This window comes from Mesorhizobium silamurunense, from assembly GCF_014843905.1.
GTDB classification, from domain to species: Bacteria; Pseudomonadota; Alphaproteobacteria; order Rhizobiales; family Rhizobiaceae; genus Mesorhizobium; species Mesorhizobium silamurunense.
Map to the genome: position 1 here is coordinate 1 of NZ_LPVS01000153.1, position 329 is coordinate 329.

The following is a 329-nucleotide window of genomic DNA, read 5'->3' on the forward strand; positions in this document are numbered from 1 at the left end:
CCTCTCGCAGAACGGTGCGTGAACCTCTCGATTCACACCGCTCCCATCAGGCAAACGTATTCGTTCCGAACGACTTCCAGTGCACAAACAGTCCTGGATTTTCCCGCGCCAGCTTTCTCACGAAGAGGCTGGCACGCGTCTTATGGGACTGAAAGCGCTTGAACTTACGCATGATCCACGCCCTGATCTTCCGGTTAACGTAGTCAGCCAGAGTGGACAGGGCCGAACGGCTGTAGCGGCCATAATAGGCTATCCATCCGCGAAGGAGTGGATTGAGCTGTTGGGCGATTTCAGCCAGCGTCCCCGGCGTCTGCCGCGGGATGTTCAAG

The 329-nt window shown here is 57.1% G+C and carries 1 protein-coding gene; it reads right to left on the bottom strand.

All coding sequences use genetic code 11. From position 1 onward, the window contains the following. Positions 1 to 46: 46 nt before the first annotated feature. The coding region (locus AU465_RS32810; RefSeq protein ID WP_281396943.1) for a group II intron maturase-specific domain-containing protein at positions 47 to 329 on the bottom strand (283 nt) is incomplete at its 5' end.